This is a genomic window from Sphingomonas sp. (assembly GCF_035910975.1).
GTDB lineage: Bacteria > Pseudomonadota > Alphaproteobacteria > Sphingomonadales > Sphingomonadaceae > Sphingomonas.
Map to the genome: position 1 here is coordinate 197,971 of NZ_JAMHWM010000007.1, position 17,019 is coordinate 214,989.

14 protein-coding genes are annotated in these 17,019 nt (G+C 66.0%); 13 read left to right on the forward strand and 1 reads right to left on the reverse strand.

Annotated elements, in window-relative coordinates; translation table 11 throughout:
• Window positions 1-12 precede the first annotated feature (12 nt).
• The 12 genes from VYI76_RS02515 to VYI76_RS02570 all read left to right on the forward strand — a co-directional run bounded on the left by VYI76_RS02515 (window position 13) and on the right by VYI76_RS02570 (window position 14,548).
• Complete coding sequence (locus VYI76_RS02515) at window positions 13-861, forward strand: TorF family putative porin (protein WP_326523192.1); 849 nt, start codon at window positions 13-15, stop codon at window positions 859-861.
• Window positions 862-878: 17 nt separating this feature from the next.
• A complete protein-coding gene (kdpF, locus tag VYI76_RS02520; protein WP_294093469.1) occupies window positions 879-968 on the forward strand; it encodes a K(+)-transporting ATPase subunit F in 90 nt (29 codons plus the stop codon).
• A 1-nt stretch (window position 969) separates the two neighbouring features.
• Window positions 970-2,988, forward strand: coding sequence for a potassium-transporting ATPase subunit KdpB (kdpB, locus tag VYI76_RS02525; protein WP_326523193.1), 2,019 nt, complete (start codon window positions 970-972; stop codon window positions 2,986-2,988).
• Between the two features lie 112 nt (window positions 2,989-3,100).
• Complete coding sequence (gene kdpA, locus VYI76_RS02530; RefSeq protein WP_326523194.1) at window positions 3,101-4,762, forward strand: potassium-transporting ATPase subunit KdpA; 1,662 nt, start codon at window positions 3,101-3,103, stop codon at window positions 4,760-4,762.
• Window positions 4,763-4,774: 12 nt separating this feature from the next.
• Entirely contained in the window at window positions 4,775-5,329 is a 555-nt protein-coding gene (locus tag VYI76_RS02535; protein ID WP_326523195.1) for a potassium-transporting ATPase subunit C, read from the forward strand.
• Window positions 5,330-5,371: 42 nt separating this feature from the next.
• Window positions 5,372-8,017: a sensor histidine kinase KdpD gene (locus tag VYI76_RS02540; protein ID WP_326523196.1), complete on the forward strand. Its 2,646-nt coding sequence runs from the start codon at window positions 5,372-5,374 to the stop codon at window positions 8,015-8,017.
• Window positions 8,014-8,682 carry a response regulator transcription factor gene (locus VYI76_RS02545; protein ID WP_326523197.1) on the forward strand — a complete coding sequence of 223 codons (669 nt, stop codon included), beginning with the start codon at window positions 8,014-8,016 and terminating at the stop codon, window positions 8,680-8,682. Before VYI76_RS02540 ends, VYI76_RS02545 begins: the two co-directional genes overlap by 4 nt.
• Window positions 8,683-9,535: 853 nt before the next feature.
• On the forward strand, window positions 9,536-11,614 hold the full coding sequence (locus VYI76_RS02550) for a MobA/MobL family protein (protein WP_326523198.1): 2,079 nt from the start codon (window positions 9,536-9,538) through the stop codon (window positions 11,612-11,614).
• Window positions 11,615-11,707: 93 nt separating this feature from the next.
• Complete coding sequence (locus VYI76_RS02555) at window positions 11,708-12,619, forward strand: HEPN domain-containing protein (RefSeq protein WP_326523199.1); 912 nt, start codon at window positions 11,708-11,710, stop codon at window positions 12,617-12,619.
• A gap of 143 nt (window positions 12,620-12,762) precedes the next feature.
• Window positions 12,763-13,374, forward strand: coding sequence for a hypothetical protein (locus VYI76_RS02560; RefSeq protein WP_326523200.1), 612 nt, complete (start codon window positions 12,763-12,765; stop codon window positions 13,372-13,374).
• A 118-nt stretch (window positions 13,375-13,492) separates the two neighbouring features.
• Complete coding sequence (locus VYI76_RS02565) at window positions 13,493-14,017, forward strand: hypothetical protein (RefSeq protein ID WP_326523201.1); 525 nt, start codon at window positions 13,493-13,495, stop codon at window positions 14,015-14,017.
• Window positions 14,018-14,065: 48 nt separating this feature from the next.
• Entirely contained in the window at window positions 14,066-14,548 is a 483-nt protein-coding gene (locus VYI76_RS02570) for a hypothetical protein (protein ID WP_326523202.1), read from the forward strand.
• A 127-nt stretch (window positions 14,549-14,675) separates the two neighbouring features.
• Here the strand turns inward: VYI76_RS02570 and VYI76_RS02575 are convergent, their stop codons facing one another.
• Window positions 14,676-15,629, reverse strand: a complete 954-nt coding sequence (locus VYI76_RS02575; RefSeq protein WP_326523203.1) for a LysR family transcriptional regulator — start codon at window positions 15,627-15,629, stop codon at window positions 14,676-14,678.
• 79 nt (window positions 15,630-15,708) lie between these two features.
• Here VYI76_RS02575 and bla point away from each other — a divergent pair, with 79 nt between their 5' ends.
• Window positions 15,709-16,629 carry a class A beta-lactamase gene (bla, locus tag VYI76_RS02580; protein ID WP_326523204.1) on the forward strand — a complete coding sequence of 307 codons (921 nt, stop codon included), beginning with the start codon at window positions 15,709-15,711 and terminating at the stop codon, window positions 16,627-16,629.
• The last annotated feature ends 390 nt before the right edge of the window (window positions 16,630-17,019 follow it).

A 17,019-nucleotide genomic window follows, 5' to 3' on the forward strand; every position in this document is an offset into this window, starting at 1 on the left:
GGGGAGATTCCGATGCTGAAGACGAGTTTTGCCGGCGCGATCGTGCTGGCGATGATGGCCACCCCCGCGCTGGGACAATCCGCGGATGCCCCGTCGGCTTCGTTGAGCGTCAGCGGGTCCGCCACGCTCATCAGCGACTATCGCTTCCGCGGCGTATCGCAGAGCGATGGCGGAGCCGCGGTGCAGGCTCGGATCACGGTGGCGCATGACAGCGGGGTATATGCCGGCGTCTGGGGTTCGAACCTGGCCGGATGGGGCACGTTCGGCGGACCCAATATGGAACTGGACCTGATCGGTGGCGTGAAGCGGTCGTTCGCGGGCGGGTCCATCGACGCCGGGCTGACGTGGTTCATGTATCCGGGCGGCGCGAAGACGACCGATTTCGGCGAGGTGTTCGTGAAGCTGTCGGGCACGACCGGTCCCGTAACGCTGACCGGCGCAGTCGCCTATGCGCCGAAGCAGCGCGCGCTGGGCCGCGTGTTCGGTTCCGGCGCGGCCGCTGCGGCAGGCACACTGACCCGACCGGGCGCGAAGGGCGACAATCTGTATCTCTCTGGCGACGGCGCACTGACGCTTAGCGGTACGCCCGTCACGCTGAAGGGGCATATCGGCCATTCGCGCGGCAATCGCGGGCTTGGCCCGAACGCCACCAGCGTCGCACCGACCGGGCGGTATTGGGATTGGTCGCTGGGCGCTGACGTGACGCCAGTATCCGGGCTGACGCTCGGTGTCGCGTGGGTCGGCACCGACATCGGGCGACGCGAATCGGCCTATTTCCAGCCCTTCTTCTCGCGCGGGCAGGACGGCAGCGGCGCGATCGCGGGATCGACGCTGCTCGCTTCGCTGACCGCCAGCTTCTAAAAACGAGGGACTTTCGCATGACGCTCGAACTCTGGCTCGGCGCGATCGTCGCCACCGGCCTGCTCTTCTATCTCGGCTTCGCGCTGGCACGGCCGGAACGGTTCTGACATGGCCGCTGCAAAGGGGATGTTCGATCCCGCGCTGATTGGCCCGGCGGTGCGCGACGCCTTCGCGAAGCTCGATCCGCGCACCCTGGTCCGCAACCCGGTGATGTTCACCACCGCCATAGTCGCGGTGCTGCTGACGGTGCTGGCGCTGTTCGGCCTGGCGCCGGGCAGCGCGGCGTTTCAGGTGCAACTCGTCTTCTGGATGTGGCTGACCGTCTTGTTCGGCAATTTCGCCGAGGCGCTGGCCGAAGGGCGCGGCAAGGCGCAGGCCGCGTCGCTACGCGGCACCAAGGCGGAGCTGCGGGCCAAGAAGCTGATCGGCGTCGCCGATGCGTGGGAACTGGTCCCCGCATCCCGGCTGGCGAAGGGCGACGTGGTGCTGGTCGAGACCGGCGACCTGATCCCGTCCGACGGCGAGGTGATCGCTGGCGTCGCGAGTGTCAACGAAGCCGCGATTACCGGCGAGAGCGCGTCCGTGATCCGCGAGGCCGGCGGCGACCGTTCGGCGGTGACGGCCGGAACGCGGGTCATCTCCGACAGCATCAGGGTGCGGGTCACGGTCGAGCCGGGTCAGGGGTTCCTCGACCGCATGATCGCGCTGGTCGAGGGGGCGGAGCGGCAGAAGACGCCGAACGAGATCGCGCTGAGCGTGCTGCTCGTCGGCCTGACCATCATCTTCCTGATCGCGGTCGGCACCATCCCCGCATTCGCCGCCTATGCCGGCGGCGGGGTGCCGGTTGCGCTGCTCGCGGCGCTGCTGATCGCGCTCATTCCCACGACCATCGCGGCTTTGCTGTCGGCGATCGGCATCGCCGGCATGGACCGGATGGTGCGCTTCAACGTGCTCGCCAAGTCGGGCCGCGCGGTCGAGGCGGCGGGCGACATCGACGTGCTGCTGCTCGACAAGACCGGCACGGTCACGGTGGGTGATCGCCACGCGGTCGAATTCCGCGCGCTGGCCGGCGTTGCGCCGATGGCGTTGGCGGAGGCGGCGCATCTCGCCAGCCTGGCCGACGAGACGCCCGAAGGCCGTTCGATCATCACGCTGGCGGAAGAGAAATTCGCGCTGGAGCTGAACGCGCTGCCGCAAGACGCGGAGATCATCGCGTTCAGCGCGCAGACGCGCTTGTCCGGCGTGAAGACCGATGACCGGCTGATCCAAAAGGGTGCGATCGACGCGATCCTGCGCGCGAATCCGGACAGCGACGCGACCGAACTGCGCCGCTTCGCCGAAGAGATCGCTCGCGCCGGCGGCACCCCGCTGGCCGTGGCGCAGGACGGCCGGTTGCTGGGCGTCATCCACCTGAAGGATATTCTGAAAGCTGGCATCCGCGAGCGGTTCGCCGAACTGCGCCGAATGGGCATCCGCACGGTGATGATCACCGGCGACAATCCGCTGACCGCCGCCGCGATCGCGGCCGAGGCCGGCCTCGACGATTTCCTCGCCGAGGCGACGCCCGAGGACAAGCTGGCCCGGATCCGTGCCGAACAGGCCGAGGGGCGGTTGGTCGCGATGTGCGGTGACGGCACCAACGATGCGCCCGCACTCGCGCACGCCGACGTCGGCATCGCGATGAACACCGGCACCCAGGCGGCGCGCGAGGCCGGCAACATGGTCGACCTCGACAGCGACCCGACCAAGCTGATCGAGGTCGTCGGCCTCGGCAAGCAGCTGCTGATGACGCGCGGCAGCCTGACGACCTTCTCGATCGCCAACGACGTGGCGAAATATTTCGCGATCATCCCCGCGCTGTTCGCCGCCTTCTATCCCGCGCTGGGCGTCCTCAACCTGATGGGGCTGGCCAGCCAGGAAAGCGCGATCCTGTCGGCGATCATCTTCAACGCGATCATCATCCCGCTGCTGGTGCCGCTGGCGCTGCGCGGCGTGCCCTACAAGCCGATCGGGGCGGCGCAGCTACTGGTCCGCAATCTCGGCCTTTACGGCGTCGGCGGGCTGATCGCGCCGTTCGTCGGCATCAAGCTGATCGACATCCTCGTCAACGCGCTCGGCCTGGTCTGAGCGGGAGCATCGTCATGACCTTCGCTTATCTCGCCCTCGGGCTTCTCACCTTCGCCCTGCTCGCCGGTCTCGTCCGGCTGGCGGACCGCGCCTGACCGAAGGGCCCACATCGATGGACGCCATCCTGCTCATCTCGCTGATCGTCGGCGCCACGGCGCTGCTCTCGGTCCCGCTCGGCCGGTACATGCGCTGGGCGATGGACCCGGCCGCACCGGGGCGCCCGCACGGCCTGTTCGCACGGATCGCCGGCCCGGCCGCGACGGCCGAACAGGGCTGGAAGGCCTATGCGCTGACGCTGCTCGGCTTTAACGCGCTGATGTTCGTCGCGGTCGTGGCGATCCTGTCGCTGCAACAGGTGCTGCCGCTCAACCCGGACGCCATGGCGGCGCTGGACCCCAGCCTGGTCTTCAACACCGCCGCCTCGTTCGTCACCAACACAAACCTGCAACATTATTCCGGCGAAGCGTCGATGAGCTATTTTTCGCAGCTCGGCGCGCTGATGTGGATGCAGTTCGTATCCGCCGCGACCGGTATCGCTGCGCTGACGGCGCTGGCACGGGGCCTAGCGGGTCGGGCGACGATGGGCAATTTCCTGTCCGACTTGCAGCGCGCCGCGTTCCTGGTCCTGCTGCCGCTGGCACTGGTCGTCGCGCTGCTGCTGGCGTTTGGCGGCGTCCCGATGACGCTGGGCGGATCGGTGAGCGTCGCCACGCTGGAAGGTGCCGCGCAGACCATTGCGCGCGGCCCCGTTGCGGCGTTCGTCGCGATCAAGCAGCTCGGCACCAACGGCGGCGGCTTCTTCGGCCCCAATTCGACCCATCCGTTCGAGAACCCGACCTTCTGGACCAACGCGGTCGAAATGATCGCGCTCATCCTTATCCCGATGGCCTGCGTCTGGATGTTCGGCCGCATTGTCGGCCGGCCGAAACACGCCCGCGTCGTGTTCCTGGTCATGCTCGCCTTCCTGACCGTCAAGGTCGCGGGTGCCGTCACCTTCGAAAGCGCGCCGACCGTAGCCTTCGCCAACCTGCCGATCGCACAGGATGTCGGCAATCTGGAGGGCAAGGAACTGCGCTTCGGCGCCACTACCGGCCCGCTGTGGGCGGTGCTGACGACTGCGACCAGCAACGGATCGGTCGGCGCGATGCACGACAGCCTCAATCCGTTGACCGGGCTGATGCCGATGATCGGCATGTGGCTGTCGGAAACCTATGGCGGCGTCGGCGTCGGCATGGTCAACATGTTCCTCTACATCCTGGTCGCGGTGTTCGTGGCGGGGATGATGGTGGGGCGCACTCCCGAATATCTCGGCCACCGGGTCGAGGGGCGCGAGGTGAAGCTGGCGATCATGGCGCTCGCCGCGCACGCGCTGTTCATCCTGGGCGGCACCGCGCTGTTCGCCGCGACATCGTGGGGCGCCGACACGCTGAACAATGCCGGGCCGCACGGCTTCAGCGAAATCCTCTACGAATTCAGCTCCGCCGCCGCCAACAACGGCTCCGGTTTCGAAGGGCTGGGCGACAATACGACGCCGTGGAACATCGCAACCGGGCTGGTGATGCTGCTGATGCGGTTCATCCCCATCATCCTGCCGCTGGCGATCGTCGGATCGTTCATGGCGAAGCGTCGCGCGGCGGAGTCGGCCGGTACGCTGGGTGTCGAGGATGCGACCTTCGGCGTGATGCTCGCCATCGTCGTCGTGATCTTCGGCGCGCTCACCTTCTTCCCCGCCGCCGCGCTCGGCCCCGTCGCCGAACACGCGATGCTGCCCTGACAGGATATAGCCATGCCCATCATCCTCTCCTCCCTGCGCATCTTCGCCGCGACGTTGCTGGTCTGTGTGGTCGGTTACACGCTGGTCGTGCTCGGCATCGCCCAGGCGGTGACGCCGGCCACCGCCAACGGCCAGTTGCTGACGGACTTACAGGGGCGCGTCGTTGGCAGCCGCCAGATCGCGCAGAGCTTCACCAGCCCACGCTATTTCTGGCCGCGCCCCTCGGCGGTCGACTACAACGGGCAGGGTGCGGGCGGCAGCAATAAATCTCCCACCTCACCCGACCTGACCGAACGCGCCGCCGAGACGGTGGCCCGCTACGGCGCGACCGCCGCGCGTCCGCTGCCGGCCGATCTCGTCGCTGCATCCGGGGCCGGGCTCGATCCGCACATCTCGCTGGGAGGCGCTCTTTATCAGGTCGATCGGGTTGCGGCGGCACGTGGCCTGGCCCCCGCCGCTGTCCGCGCGCTGGTCGAGCAGCAAGCCGAGCGACCCGGTGGCCCGTTCACCGCCGGTCGCATCGTCAACGTGCTGCAGCTGAACCTCGCGCTCGACCGGCAACGCTGACGCCTTGCCCGGCCCGGTCGATCCACGGCAAAGGGGTGGGCGATGACTGCATCCGCCCGCCCTTCGCCCGACGCCCTGCTGCGGCTCGCTACCGGCGAAGGGCGCGGCAAGCTCAAGGTGTTCCTCGGCGCCGCGCCGGGGGTGGGCAAGACTTATGAAATGCTGCGCGAGGCGGCGCAGCGGCGCGATGCCGGGGTGGATGTGGCGGTCGGCGTAGTGGAAACCCATGGTCGCGCTGAGACCGAGGCGATGACGGCGGGTTTCGAGATCGTGCCGCGCCGCGCCCTTGTCTATGAAGGCCGCACGCTCGCCGAGATGGATCTCGACGGCCTGCTCGCGCGCCGCCCAATGCTCGCGCTGGTCGACGAATTCGCCCACACCAACGCCGCCGGCAGCCGCCACCCGAAACGCTGGCAGGATGTCGAGGAACTGCTCGCGGCGGGGATCGACGTCTACACCACGCTGAACGTCCAGCATCTGGAGAGCGTCAACGACATCGTCGCGTCGTTCACTAATCTACGGGTGCGCGAGACATTGCCCGACAAGGTGCTGGATGGTGCCGAACTCGAAGTCGTCGACATCCCGCCCGACGAGCTGATCGAGCGGCTGCGTGAGGGAAAGGTCTACGTTCCCGATGAGGCGACCCGCGCACTCGCAAACTTCTTCTCGAAATCGAATCTGTCGGCGCTGCGGGAGCTGGCGCTGCGCCGCGCCGCTCAGGCGATCGACACGCAGATGCTCGATTACCTCCGCGCCCATGCCATGGCCGGCAACTATGCTGCGGGCGAGCGGGTGATGGTGGCGGTCAGCGAACAGCCCGGCGCCGATACGCTGGTGCGCGCCGCCAAGCGCCTTGCCGACGGGTTCCGCAGCCCCTGGATCGCTCTTCACGTCGAGACACCGCGCGACCTGCGTTTCACCGATGCGGAGCGCGAGCGTCTCGCCGCAAATCTCGGTCTGGCCGCCACGCTGGGGGCAACGATCGTCACCATTCCCGCGACGAAGGTGATGGAGGGGTTGCTCGACCAGCTCGCCGAGCATCGCATAACGCAACTCGTCATCGGCAAGTCGCAGCGTAGCTGGTGGTTCGAACGCCGCCACGGCTCGGTGGTCGATCGTATCGTGCGGGCGAGCGACGGCGTCGCGATCCATGTCCTGCCGCTGACTCCAACGCCAGCCGCGCCGCGCGGCACCAGCTATCGCCCGCCTGAGCGGATGCGCGACTATGCTCTCAGCCTGCTTGCGGTCGCAGTGGTGACGGCGCTGGGCCTGCTGGTGCAGCCATGGATCGGCTATCGCAGCGTCGACATGCTGTTCCTGCTGCCGACGATGGCGGCGGCGTCGCTGTTCGGGCTGCGCAAGGGGCTGTTCGCCGGTGTCGTGTCCGGGCTGGCCTATAATTTCTTCTTCATTCCGCCGGTCTACACGTTGACGATCTACGCCCCGCAGAACGTCATCACGTTCTTCGCGTTGATCGCAGTAGCGGTGGTGATCGCGCAATTGGCCGCGCGGGTGCGGGCGCAGGCCGAACTGGGGGCGAAGAGCGCGCGAGAGAATGCCGCCATCGCCAGCTTCGCCAAGACGCTGGGTGGCCTGTCCGAAGAACGCGAGACCGCGCAGAGTGTGTGTGGTGAGGTCGCGGCCCTGCTGGACGTTCAGGCGGTGCTGTTCACCGCCGACCCAGCGAACCCGCAGATGATCGCCAGCGTCCCGCCGAATGGCGCCTTCACTACGCTCGACATCGCGGCGGTGGCTTGGGCGGCCGAACGGGGCGAGCCGGCCGGGCGTGGCACCGGTACGCTGACGGCGTCCGAATGGCGCTTCCATCCGTTGAAGACCGCGCTCGGCACTTTGGCGGTGCTCGGGGTATCTCGCGCCGATGCGGCCGACCCGGTCCCCCCGCACCGCGCGGTGCTGTTCATGAGCCTGGTCGATCAGGCCGCGCTAGCCCATGAACGACTGAAGCTGGAGGCCGACATGCGCGAGGTCGCCGCCTTGCGCGATCGCGACGCGCTGCGCTCGACCTTGCTGTCGTCGCTGGCGCACGATCTGCGCACGCCGCTGACGGCGGTTTCCGCGGGGATCGACGCACTGGCGGCAGAGGGCGCGGCGCCCGAGCTGATCGGCCCGGTTCGCGCCGAGGCGCAGCGGCTGGCCCGGTTCTTCGACGACCTGATCGAGATCGTGCGCGTCGAGGCCGGCGCGCTGACGCCGAAGCTGGAAGCGACCGACCTGACCGATGCAGTCTCCGTCGCCGTGCACGACGTTCGGGCGGCACGGACAGGCAATACGGTGCTGGACGTGCCTCCCGATCTGCCGCTGGTCCGCACCGATGCGGCGCTGCTCAACCACATGCTCATCAACCTGATCGACAATGCCGTGAAGCATGGTGGCGGCGGCGAAGTCCGTCTGGAGGGGCGTCGTAGTTCGGACGGCATCACGCTGGCGGTGCTCGACGAGGGACCGGGCCTGCCGCCAGGGCGCGAGGACGCTGTGTTCGAGACGTTTACGCGGATCGCCGGCAGCGACCGAACGGGCGGCACCGGCCTTGGCCTCGCGATCGTGCGGGGGTTCGGCAAGGCGTTGGGGGTCGATACCCGCGCAACCAACCGGGCGGATCGCGGTGGCGCGCGGTTCGAACTCTTCTTTCCCGAGGGACTGCTCGTGCGCGAGGGACAGTCCCGATGAGCAACGCGGTGCTGGTGATCGACGACGAAGATGCGATCAGGCTGCTCGTCCGGCGCGCGCTCGATCGCGACGGACATGAGGTGCTGGAGGCCGGCAACGCTAACGAAGGCCTCTCCTTGGCGAAGGCGCGCATGCCCGCCGTGGTGCTGCTCGATCTGGGCTTGCCCGATCGCGACGGCCTGGAGCTCGTGCAGCCGCTGGTGACCGGCGGCGCCGCAGTGATCGTGGTCACCGCCCGCGACGCCACCGCGGAAAAGGTCGCGGCACTGGACCTTGGTGCGGATGACTATGTCACCAAGCCGTTCGATACAGACGAACTTCTCGCGCGTGTTCGCTCCGCGCTGCGCCGGCATCGGCCAGGCGGCGGTCACGCGCCAGCGATCGATGGCCTCTTGATTGACGAACAGGCGCACCGCGTGACGATCGACGGGAATGAGGTGCACCTGACCCCAAAGGAATTCGCGCTGCTCGCCCTGCTGGCCCGACATCCGGGCCGTGTCGTCACCCATGCGACATTGCTGCGAGAGCTTTGGGGCCCCGCCCACATCGACGATATCGAATATCTCAGGGTCGCAGTGCGCGCGCTGCGCCTGAAGATCGAGACCAATCCATCCGCGCCCACGCGGCTCCGAAACGAACCCGGCGTGGGCTATCGTTTCGGTTGAAGAATCCGCCGATTTCGCACGATGGAGCCAGGCTGCTTCGATGCGGGTTGGCCGGCGACTAGCACTCCGCCGGCCGCCCGGCCAGACAACATCAGGACCGTCCACAAGCCCATCCGATGGACGCTATGCTCGCGGCCCACCCGCGAATTTTCAAGCTATATTCAAAGTACTTTTCAGTGGCGGCGCGACTGCAAACGCAGAATGACGATCCGGTTCGGCCTTCGCTCCCTCCGCGCCGGATGAGCATGAAAACCAGTCTACGACCCAGAGTGAATCGCTGTCCTGATGTTGCGATTCCAGGGGCGCAACAGCGCAAAAAGGTGGAGACCACCTTTTTGCGTGCGATCTGCCGATGGCTGATGTCCTCCACGCTCGCGCGTTCCGGAAGGCGAGGTCATGCTGGTCGAGCTTGAACACCTCCATGCGTCATCGCTGGATGGGGGTTGTTTTGGCTTGATGTGGAAATCACGTCGTTGAGATGTTGAAGCCTAATCCATCACCCTATCCCGCGTTCGCCCATCAACTCGCCGCGCTGCTGGCGAGAATGGCGCGCGAGGAACGCGAACTGTTCGGCCCCGTCCTGCGCCGCCTGCGGGTGCGGGAGCTCGAACCAGCGATAAAGCGCGGCGCGCCGATTCCTGTGCCAGAATGGCGGGCGTCGTCATCCGGCGGTCGGATCAACTTCGGCCGCGCGAGTCCTATTACAGTCGAGCGCCGCCAGTCGGATCATGCGCGCGTCCCGCATATCGATATCTCGCATGTGGTCCGCACGGTGGTGCCGAGATCAAAGGACGGGCGGACCCACCACCGTTATCCGGCGATCGGCGGGGTCGCTGCGGGGCATCATGACTATGTGATCGACGGAGCGCTGAGTTACGCCAGGCATTATGATTACATTGTCCGCCAGGCCGGCGGCTGTGATCCGGGCGATCCGACCCCGCCGATCGATATCCTCGATTTCGAGGAAGAGCATCGCGCCGAGAATGTTCTCGCGGTGATCTCGAACATCGGCACGACCCGCGAGCGGCAGCGTGGCCTGTTCGCGGCGGCGGAGCGCTGTGAACGGCAGGCGCGGGGCGGCACGCTGAGCGTGTCGACCCGGCACGCCGGGGCGTGGCGCGCTGCGGCGGCCGAACCCGACGCGCCGGAGTGGATCGAGGCGGCGTCGCGCAAGCTGGACATCGCCGAGGCGAACCTGCTGACGCCTTCGCGCCGAAACAAGCTGGACGCCAAGGATGTCACCCTTTGCCGCGTCAATCTCGAACAGGCGCACGACCGGCTGGTTGAGGCCGACCGCATCTTCGGCAAGCGCTCGCAGGCCTTGCCGATATTCGCGCAGGGTCGGTCGGGCCGTATCCAGACGCGCTTCGTGCTCGAACTGCCGCGTAATCTGGATGTGCGATCCCAGCACGAAATCGTGCAGCGGTTCGGCGATCGCCTCGCTGCCGATGGCTGGATGTATGCGGCGGCGATCCATCGGCCCGACCCGCATAACGAGCGGACTAATATCCACGCGCACATCGACGCCTACGACCGGCCATGCCGGTGGCTCGACGAGCAGGGTTGCTGGGACTTCGAGTATCGCGAGCGCAAGCGCAACGGCAAGTGGACCTACCCGTATCGCCAGAACAAGATCGCTATCGCGCGCGGCGAAGCGGGCAGATCCAATGGGCTCAGCGTGGCCAGCACGTACTATAAGGGGCTGCGCGCCGCCTATGTCGCGATCGCCAACGATGTGATCGACGGGCGTGAGGACAACCCGCATTATGTGGTCGGCACCTACCGGCAGAACGGTATCCGGCTTACCCCGCTCAAGCACCTCGGGAACCGCATCACTGCCGCGGAAAAGCGCGGTGTGGTCACGCCGGCCGGCACCCGCAATGCGCTGATTCTGTTCGGGGACCGGCTGCGGCAGGTCCGGTTCGACCTGACCGCCGCCCGGCGCGAGCTGCACATTCGGGCGCGGGCCGGGATTGCGGCGGCGAAGACGGCTGCGGCGGAGCGCGCGATTCGTGAATGGCGCCGCCACGAAGCCGCGGTCCTGCTTCGACAGGCGCAGTCAGCGGTGATGGAAGTTGCCGGCGGTTTGCTGCGATCCCGCGCCGAGGCGGTGATCGCCCACCAGCGCGGTGATGATCAATCAGCGGCGAAACGGCGGGAGGAGCGGGCGGTCGTCAACGACGCGCGAGCGTGGCTCGCCGGGATCGACGCCCTACAGCCGCTGCCGCACGACCGGGATGCGGAAGCCGCGATCGTCGCCCAGCATCACGCCGCCGCGCTATCGGCGCGGGACGCGGCCGACAGCCATGACCGAAACGCCGTTCCCGACTTGGTCTATCACGCGCGCTTCAGTCACCAGGTGTCGGTCGGCGAGGATTATCGTGACGTGACACGCGGGCGTCTGCTCGAATGGCTCGACGCGAACGGGCAGGACGAAACGGCACTGGTGCTGAACGACGCGCAGGTGACGACCGGCCCCGGCGTGCCAAAGGCGATCGACCGCTTGTTCCGTCTATTCATCGCAGACCGCGCGGTGCAGGAGCGCTTGCATCGCGAGAAACTCAACCGCCAGCTGCGGGCGATCATCGACGATCCGGGCATTGCGGAGCCGGATGACCTTAAAACCGAACAATGGTTGGCACCTCGAACTGCGGCGCCAAGCGCCCCGAACGAAGTGCGCGTGCCAGCGCCAGTCGTGACCGCCGCCACCGCGTCATCGCCGCCGCTGCGGGGTATTCTCGCGCAGGCCCAAAGGCTGTCTAGGCCATCGCTGTCGGGCCAACGTGCCACGACATCGAAGACGCCGGGCGATCGATCGACGCCAAACTCAGCGACACCGGCATCGGCCCCCGATGCGGATATGCGCGGGACGCCGGGCGTCGAACCTGGCGACGTGGCCGCTGGCAGAAAAGGTGGCGGGATCTGGCGTTGATGCATGGGGCGCATCCGCCCCAAGGCATCGCCTTGGCCGATCACGATGTTGCGCGGTGGACGGATCGCGGTAGTCGGCTAGAGATGAAGAAGGATGCGTACCGACCTCGATCATTTGCCGGCCGCCAAACGCCACGAGCTTGAAGCGGTGGTGCGCATCCTGTTTGACGAGTTCGACGATGCGCTGGCGGGTCGCAAGGCGCCACACCGCAAGGCCGGTCGGATCCTGAAGATCATCCTGTTCGGTTCCTACGCGCGCGGCGACTGGGTCGCCGATCCGGTCGGTGGCTATTTCAGCGACTATGACCTGCTGGTGGTGGTGAACCACGACGAGCTTGCCGACGTCACCGAATATTGGCGTCACGCTGACGATCACCTGCTGCGCGAGCAGACGGTGAGCGGTCGCATCCGCACCCCGGTCAACTTCATCGTCCACAGCCTGACTGACGTAAACGCCCAGCTGCGGCGGGGACGGCCGTTCTTCGTCGATATCGCCAAGGACGGCATAGCGCTTTACGAAGCACCGGATCATCCGTTCGATCAGCCCAAGCGCCTGCCACCTGACGCAGCCCTGACCGAAGCAACTGGGTATTTCAGGCAGTGGTTCGATAGCGCAGGCCGAAGGCTCGACCTCGCGCTGAACGCCGTTGAACGTGGCTACGCGAAGGAAGCTGCGTTCGACCTCCATCAGGCAACCGAACGCCTCTATCACTGTACGCTGCTTGTTCTGACGCTCTACAGCCCAAAATCGCACAAGCTGAACGTGCTGCGTTCGCAAGCGGAGAGCATCGCCCCGTCGCTGATCGAAGCGTGGCCGCGTGACACCCGGTTCGCACAGCGCAGCTTCGAACTGCTGCGCCGGGCCTACGTCGATGCGCGCTATTCGCCGCATTACAAGATCACCGATGAAGAACTGGCCTGGCTGGTCGAGCGGGTGACCATCCTACAGGCCTTGGTGCGCCAAGTCTGCGAGGCACGGCTGGCCGAGCCGCTGCCGGACGCCTGACCCAGAAGGCGCGGCACGGCGGCCGCGCAACCCTGAGTGCATGAGAAGGAAGACCGAGGCGGTGCCTCGGGGAAAAGGAAAATCCTTGAGGCGCTACCCGCGGACGGCAGTCCGCGGGTCACCAAGCCTCCAAGGACAAGTTCGTGCCGAAGACCAGCCCCAAGACCGCTTCCGCCATCACCGCCAACCCGCATAGCTGGCTGACCCTCAACCCCGACCCCGATCACATCGCCGACAACTTCGTGTTCGGGGTGCTGGAGAGCGAATATGAAGGGCGCAGCAACACCGCCCTGGAGTTCGTGACCGTCAAGCTCCAGCCGGTGCCCCCGATGAACGGCGGCCCGGCAATCACCGCCGAACGCGCCGAGGTGGTGCTGCCGGCGGACGCCGACGACCGCTTCGCCGACCCGTTCGCGCTCGCCGCCGAGGTCGACCGCATGGCGGTGCCCGACAAGCCGGCACTGCTGTGCTACGTGACGCTGTACTTCCCCGACGCCGTGCGCCTGCACCGCGTGTGGAGCGAGGCGCGGTCGTTCGCCGAGACGCTCGCCGAGCGCGAACAGGTGGCGACGATCGTCGCGCTGCACGCCCCCCATCGCAAGGGTTCGGCCAACCCTGTCCACGCACACCTTTGTGTCATCCCCAGGGTCCTGAACAGTCTGGGGCTGGGCTGCTACCAGCACCTGTTCTGCTTCCCGCGCGGACAGAAGCAACTCGCGGCTCTGTGGGAAGCGCACCGCACGCGCGGGTCGTAATCGAACGACCCTCATGTCGCCGGCGGCCGCCATCCCGGCCGCCGATCACCCTGACTCATCACCGATGCTGCTCGACTGAAGAAAGCGGGCAGCAGCCCTTCCGCTTCGAAAGATACCCATGACCTCTCAAAACCCCGCCGGCGCGGACGCTGTCGCGCGCCTGCTCTCCCTGCCGCTCGTCGCAATGCGCGCCGTCATCGTCATCCCGCCCGAACCCATCGACCACATGCCCGCCTGCACGGTGCGGGTCGCCGAGACGCGGCTGCTGGTGGCCGCGACCTCTGAGCCCGCACCGGCGTTCGCCGGCACGCTCGGACAGGTGTCGTGCGCCCAGGGCGATGACATCCTGCTGATCCGCGGTGGCCGCCACCCCGAGATCCTTGATCCGGTCAGCGTCGATGTCGCGCTCCACTATGAGGGAGATGCGCTGGTCGTCCGCGACATGCTGTTCTTCCGCCATGCTGATCGCGGCCTGTGGCTGGTGCCGACAGCGCGCGGTCCGTTCATCGAACTGACCCACACCGGCCTGCGGCTCGAGATGCTGCCGCCGTTCCTCGATGCCGAGGACCGCACGACCGGCTTGTGCCGCGCCGCCGCCGAGATCGTGCGGCTGATGCGCCGGCGGCCCCGGGATGACGAGTGAAGGGCAAGTCCGGGTGATCCCCATGGTGGGGAGAAAAAGGAAGTCCCAATGTCCGACCCGATCGATATCGCAACGCGCCACACCCACGCGGTCGTCCGCATGCTGCTGGGCCGTAAGATGCTCAGGCCCGGTGCGGCGCTGATCGCAGGCGGCCCGGTCAACATGTTCAAGAAGATCGAGCTGGCCCGTGTGGCCAACGAGAGCCGCGCGGACCTCATCCACTTGACGTTCGACGACACCGCCGACGGCTACACCATGACCGGCCTGCACATCTGCGCGCCGCGCGACACCATCGTCCACAGCTACTCCGACTGCCAGCTCTCGCTCATCGGCAAGCGGACCATCATCGTGCCGCCGCACGGCCGCGGCCACTTCGTGCTCGCACCCGATGAGCTGATCCACAAGCCTGCCCGCCCAGACGGCTGGCAGCGCGGCATCGCTCGCGCCACGCAGCGCCTGCGCCAACTGGTCGAGCGCGGAACGGTCACCACCGGGCAGATCCAGCTCCATGAGATCGAACCGGCCGGGTGATGGGAGTTCGATGGTCAGAATGTGATCTCATCTGGGATCACATTCTGACCATGCGGGCAACGTCAGGATTGCGCCCCAATATCGGTCGTACCAAACTTTCCAGCGAACCCTGAAAGGCGCCGTCCAGTTAACACTTGAGCTGATCTGCATCTATCAGACAGGCTTCGCAAAGCCATTCGGCGAATATCTGCATCGCAGGACGTACTTGTTTCGACCGGAGATGTGTTAACCAGTAACTGCCGATGTCGATCTCGATCTTGAAAGGCTGAACTAGGTGGCCCAGCGCTAGCTCACGCTCGAACATCCGCGGCGGGGCCAGCGCGACGCCGTCGCCGGTTATGGCCGCCTGCACCATCGTGACCGATGAATCGAATTGCGGCCCACTAGCCTCTACATTGGGCACTGCCGCCGCCTTGAGCCAGCTTGCCCAATCGCCCGCCCGATAGGATCGCAATAGGCTGTGACGCGCGAGATCGGCCGGCCGCGCGAGCGTGGCAGCAGCAGTAGGGGCGCAGAGCGGCGCGACCGGGACCTTCATCAGGCGCCTGGCCTCGGTTCCATGCCAAGCACCGTCACCGAAGCGGATCGCAAAATCGAGCGCTTCGGTCCATAGATCTGCCTTGTTGTTGTTCGTCTGCACTCGGACGTCGATGGTCGGGTTAATTGCCTCGAATTCCGCCAGTCGTCGGAGCAGGAAGCCCGTGGCAAAGGTGCCAACCGCGCCCACCGTAACCACGTCCTTGGCGGCACCCGATCTGAGCGCTTCAAGCGCCCGCCCCACCTGCCCAAAAGTGCTGCTTACCACCGGCGCCAGCCGCGATCCCTCGTCGGTCAACACCAGCCCTCGTGCAGTGCGAGAAAACAGCGCAGTACCGAGATGATCTTCCAGCGCCTTTACCTGATGGCTAACCGCTGCCGGCGTGACGCACAATTCCTCTGCCGCACGGGTGAAATTCAGATATCGCGCGGAAGCCTCGAAAGCGCGAAGCGTGTTTAACGAGAAGCTTCGAAGGTTCATATCGGCCTTTACAAAAAGTATAGACTGCGCCGAGCTATCGTCCTTTGCACTGCGTTCGTCCACGGTCTTACCACCGGCAATGCGCTCAGGCCGTTGGGCCGATGGCGATACGAATTTGGATTCTGCGAACAGGACGCGCGGGATGATTAACCGGCGACATCTTTTTAATGGGACATTGGCGGCGGCAGGCCTCGTTACCACCGAGGCCTTCGGCGCCAAGTTGCGAAGCCGTAAGAATTTGCGACACCGTATGGATGTGATCGCGCCGCTACAGGCACTGGAAACAGGGCAGGCCCGGCTTGGAGTGTGCCTACTGGATACAGCGACAGGCGAAACTGCTGGCACGCGGATCAACGAGTCTTTCGCCATGTGCTCAACCTTCAAGCTTGCCATGGTTGGCGCTTGCTTGCGCGAGGCCGATGCCGGCCGGCTCCAATTGAACGAGGTCGTGAAATACGGAGCGGACGACCTTCTGCCCTGGGCTCCTGTCACGCGTGAAAACTTATCCCGGGGCGGCATGGCGATCATCGAGCTGGCGCAGGCGGCGCAGCGCTTCAGCGATGGCACAGCGGCGAACCTCTTGGTTCGGCGCTTAGGTGGACCAGCCGGCGTCACGCGAAAACTCCGCCAAATGGGGGATCCGACATCTCGGCTGGATCGCTACGAGCCGGACCTCGGGATGGTTCTTTCCGGCGATTTGCGCGACACAACTTCACCTGGCGATATGGCCCAGACGGTGCAGCGATTAACTACAGGCAACCTGCTATCGCAACAGTCACGCGGATCCTTGATCGGTTGGATGCGGGCGACCGCCACCGGCCCAAAGCGCCTTCGCGCTGGCTTGCCGACCAATTGGCAAGTCGGCAACAAAACCGGCACTGGGCGTGATGCGGGTATCACTAATAAATGCAACGACATCGCCATTGCCTTTCCGCCGGACCGGGCGCCGATCGTCATTACCGCGTACTATGACAGCGGAGAATATACCGACCAGGTCGAGGATATACATCAGGCCGTTCTGGCCGATGTCGGGCGGATCGCCGCAGAATGGGCCGTCAGTTGAGCCGCGCCAGCCTTTGGTTGAGCCACCGTTTCGGCTTCTATGCTGAACCAACTCAATGTCAGCTATAAGATCGCTAAAAGCCTGTGGATCGGACCGTCGCTCCATCCGCGGCTAAGCGCCTCAATCCCGGCCATTCCGGGACAAATGGCGTGCTCCAAAACCTGCCATTCGTTCTTGTGGACTGCAAACCCAAGGCGGCTAGCGGTCGCGCTCTCGCAGACTCAACCACACGTCCGTGCGAAACGAACGGACCGGTCATCACAAGATTGTCTCGCTCTATTGAAGGCGGTCGTTACCCTGCTGTCATCGCTTCCCAGGCGGCAGACCTCGCCAATCGCCCTCCGACAGGCGAGCCGTGGGGATCGACAGTCATGCGATCGAAATTTTCCC